The following is a 3,847-nucleotide window of genomic DNA, read 5'->3' on the forward strand; positions in this document are numbered from 1 at the left end:
CCACGCGGGAACCGTCACCGACCCCGATCTTCCCGCGCCACGGCGCGGCCCGGGGTTGGCCGCTGGGTTGCTCGAAAGGACACCCCACTGATGCCCACCCCCCTCGGCTGGAAGCCGAACACTCGCCAGAAGGTCCACCAGGCCCGCGGAGAGCTTGCAGCCGCCCGCGCCGACCTCTCGCAGCTACTGCGCGAGCACAACGACGCACTGCGCGCCGCCCTCCGTGATGACCCGTTGCTCTCCGGTGAGGGCAACCGGCAGAAGCGCAGCGAGCGGACCGCCACCCTGCGCCGACTCGCGGATGAGCGCGTGGCCGGGCACCGCGAGCGCGTCGCGGACGCGGAGGCGGTTCTGCAGGACGTGCTCGCCACACAGCCCGCCCCCGACGCCGCTGGCATCGCCCGCCGTGAGGCCCACTGGCGCCGCGCGCAGACCCTCCTGGACGCCGGCCGTTCGGTGGGTGACGTGATCGCTGCCGCGACGGACCCCGAGGCGCTCATGGCACTGCGTGAGGAGCTCCCGACGTACCTGCAGGCGCGCCAGGCCAAGCCCCGCGGCCTGGAGGCCATCGGCTGGGAGGGCACCGACACCACCCGGGTAGCTCTGGACGTGGACCGCCGCCTGGTCGAGGTCACTGACGGCGACGCGCGCGCGTTCGCTGCTGCCCGCGTGGGACTCGCTGGTGAGGTGCCCGTCACTCGGCTGGCCCTCGACATGACCGCCGAGGACATCCACGCCGGCCGCTCCCCCATGGCCACCGCCATCGCCGTGCAGCAGGCTGGCGCTCAGGCCGGAATCGAAGACCCGGCGTAAGCCTGACAGGCCGGAATGTACCTTCTGACATGCCGGATCGTTATGAGGTCAGCACAGTCCATCCCGGCGCCGCGCGGCTTGTAGTTGTTGCTTGAAGCGCCACAGTCAGACGCCCGCTCATGCCGATGAGCGGGCGGCTGCCCCGTCATCAGCACGCCCAACATCGTGACTCCCGTGTCAACGACTCAGCGCAACTACACACTGCCATTCCCACCAAGCCCGAAAGTCGGCCGCCAGCGCCACAGGCAATCCTGCGTGACTGATGGAAACAGAAACTCCACCTGGCCACTTGGCGACCTCACCCTCGACGAGCGTGGAACATACCTGGATTCCCTCAACCTGGGTCGGCGTGCAGCCCCTCATCCATTCCCACCGAGCACGCCAAGTCAAACTGCCTTTAACAGATTCGGAGACGCAGCGAATAAATTGTCCGTTCGAACGAGGCAACGTTCCACAGAGCCGATCCGAGTGATCCGCTGGTGCGTACCTATAGGTTGTGAATAGCCCAGCGGATTTATCGCGTATCGAACTCCAACTCTGGGGCCACTCCGTCAACGAAGGGCCGGGACGGAGAAACTGCAGGGACCGCTGCGCGTCGGCGCGGCCCACCGCTTGCAGAACGATTGAATTTTCTCGAGCGGAATTGTCGCTCGGAGTCGTGATCACATCCATATATTTGCCGACCCGACACGAAGCCGCGACTGCCAATCGCTTCATGTGTTCAATTTCGTCGCCGGTCAGCATGGCAACATTGATGTCAGCCATAATTTTTCACCCACATTGGATATCTCCCATGGACCTGCAGTCGAGAGGTTGATACGAAGGTTCGACTCGATCGGGCGACGCCCACCAGGAGTGAGGGGTACAAACCCGACCGATTCGAACCGCCCTTGACGTTGACCGTCGACCCAGGGGCATATTGATATTCGAAATTGGTCTCGACAGGACGTCATCCGCCTTTTGGACTGTCCTTTCGGCCGTCATCGAAGTTGCTGCGATCGCGGCGGTACGTCGGCGCCGCCAGTCCAGAATGGTTCGCAGTAGGGACTTGAGCGATGACTAGCGTGCGCGACGGCCCTCCGATTCAGCCACTGTCGGGCTGGCCTGCACCCTGAACCACTCAACGCTGGACTTCCTGCCATGGGGCGCGCCATCTCAACGCGACGCCGACGAGGCTGGTGAGGTCACCACGACGGCGGCCTGCGGGATCATGCTCTCAGCATCTCGCGCCGAGAAACCGAACGCCACCCAATCGCACTCATCTGCCGCTGTCCGCACGGTCCTGCCGAGTGGCGTCTGCGGCTGCCGAGTTGAGTGCGCATCTGGCCTGTGTCATTCAGCAGCCATCGTCCGCGCGGCACAGGTGGCTGATCGCCGTGAGGGCCTGTCATAGTAAGTTCACGGTCCGACCGACCGAAGGAGAACCCGGCATGGTGGCACCACGGGGCGTGCGCAAGGCATGGTGGACCTGGAAGGGCGTAGGACTGTTCGTGCTGAGCGTCATCGTCCTTGCAATCTCTCCGCGACAAGACGGCACCGATCGCATCGGCCTAGTCGCCATTGGCGTCGCTGGGGTGCTGTGCTCGATTGCCGTGATCTTGCTGTGGAAGCGCGACAAGTTGTAGCAACGTTGGGCACACCGCAGGGCACCTCCGATCCTCGCGTGAGCCGATCGCGTAACAGGACCCAACGGGGCCGATGCCTCCGCTCGCCCCATGCCCCCGCCCGGCTGAAGAACTGCCCCGACATCCTCATCTGCCGCGTAGCGTGCGCCCGCGGTCGCGCGCACGTGAGCCAGTGCTCTCCGCCCCCGGTGAGGCACGCGGCGGCCTACCCCTTCGACCAGAAGTAGAGCCCCCAAAAGACGCCCGACACTACTGCGAAGAACGCCACGGCTGGCCACACCAGTTGAGCCAAGCAGATCCCAGCGACTAGAACAGACCCAACTGCGGAGATCAAGTATGTTTGACGAAACGCGGGACTGCGGTTTACGTCTTCCACTGCAACGCGTCTAGCCTTTGACGATCGATCTTCGGAGGAGCGTTTTTGCCTTCCTTCTTTGCGAAATACGATGCCATAGAAGAGCATGAAGGCAAACAAGCAGAGTGTCGCTACCCAAAAGATTGTCGGCATGTCCTTGTCGAATGATCGCGCCCACGCCAACACGGTGACGACAACTGCCGTCAAAATGAAGCAGGTCGCATCCAATATCGTCCTAGATTTCAAGAACTACTCCATCGAGACCGAGGGTTGAGGGCCTGAGGATAGCGTCGCGGCCCACCTGTATCCCCTGGTGGACAGTTTCGGTTTTCTACGGTCCCGTGCTCAGCACCGAACGTCACGCACTCATCTGCCGCGTAGCGTGCGCGTCAGCGCGCGCTCATCTGCCGCGTAGCGTGCGCCCGCGGCCATCCGGTTCTGCCGCGTAGCGTGCGCCCGCGGCCATCCGGTTCTGCCGCACTGTGGTGGAACCCCGAAGCCACTTCTCACGTCCTAGGGTTATGCAAATGCTGACTCGGCTCTTGCTCGCCCCGCTGCTGGTTCTCGGCGCGGGCTGTTCGACCGACGAGGAGGCCTCGCGCTCGTCCGACCGCCCTGCCGCCGCGGTCAATCGGGCGACGCCATCGGAGTCGACGCCTCTGCGCACGATCAGGGACGGTGGTCTCGTCTTCAAGGTGCCGAAGAAGTGTCAACTGAAGGACACAAAGGCGACCGCGTGCGCGGGCTTGCGACGCATCATTGCGGCTCGCACAGGTCCCACCGAAGACCTCATCAAGCCAGGCATTCATCGACAGCGCTCCGTTTGGGTCGGGCTGACGACGATCGGCGGCTCACATCTCTACGCTGTCGCGGATGCCAATGGTCGTGCCTCGCTTCGTGAGTTAATGGATTCGGCCGTCCTAGCGCGCTCGTAGCGCGCTCATCTGCCGCGTAGCGTGCGCCCGCGGCCATCCGGTTCTGCCGCGTAGCGTGCGCCCGCGGCCATCCGGTTCTGCCGCGTAGCGTGCGCCCGCGGCCATCCGGTTCTGCCGCG

4 protein-coding genes are annotated in these 3,847 nt (G+C 64.3%); all 4 read left to right on the forward strand.

The genetic code is table 11. From position 1 onward, the window contains the following. Positions 1 to 90 precede the first annotated feature (90 nt). The 4 genes from ABKW28_RS22575 (at position 91) to ABKW28_RS22590 (ending at position 3,728) form a co-directional block, all read left to right on the forward strand. Positions 91 to 813 carry a hypothetical protein gene (locus tag ABKW28_RS22575; RefSeq protein WP_348613501.1) on the forward strand — a complete coding sequence of 241 codons (723 nt, stop codon included), beginning with the start codon at positions 91 to 93 and terminating at the stop codon, positions 811 to 813. Between the two features lie 1,430 nt (positions 814 to 2,243). Beyond that, on the forward strand, positions 2,244 to 2,438 hold the full coding sequence (locus tag ABKW28_RS22580; RefSeq protein ID WP_348613503.1) for a hypothetical protein: 195 nt from the start codon (positions 2,244 to 2,246) through the stop codon (positions 2,436 to 2,438). 461 nt (positions 2,439 to 2,899) lie between these two features. Continuing rightward, the gene (locus ABKW28_RS22585; protein WP_348613505.1) at positions 2,900 to 3,067 is read left to right on the forward strand and encodes a hypothetical protein; all 168 of its coding nucleotides are present in this window, start codon (positions 2,900 to 2,902) and stop codon (positions 3,065 to 3,067) included. Positions 3,068 to 3,320: 253 nt separating this feature from the next. Then, a complete protein-coding gene (locus ABKW28_RS22590) occupies positions 3,321 to 3,728 on the forward strand; it encodes a hypothetical protein (RefSeq protein ID WP_348613507.1) in 408 nt (135 codons plus the stop codon). Positions 3,729 to 3,847: the final 119 nt, after the last annotated feature.

This window comes from Nocardioides sp. 31GB23, assembly GCF_040012395.1.
GTDB classification, from domain to species: Bacteria; Actinomycetota; Actinomycetes; order Propionibacteriales; family Nocardioidaceae; genus Nocardioides; species Nocardioides salarius.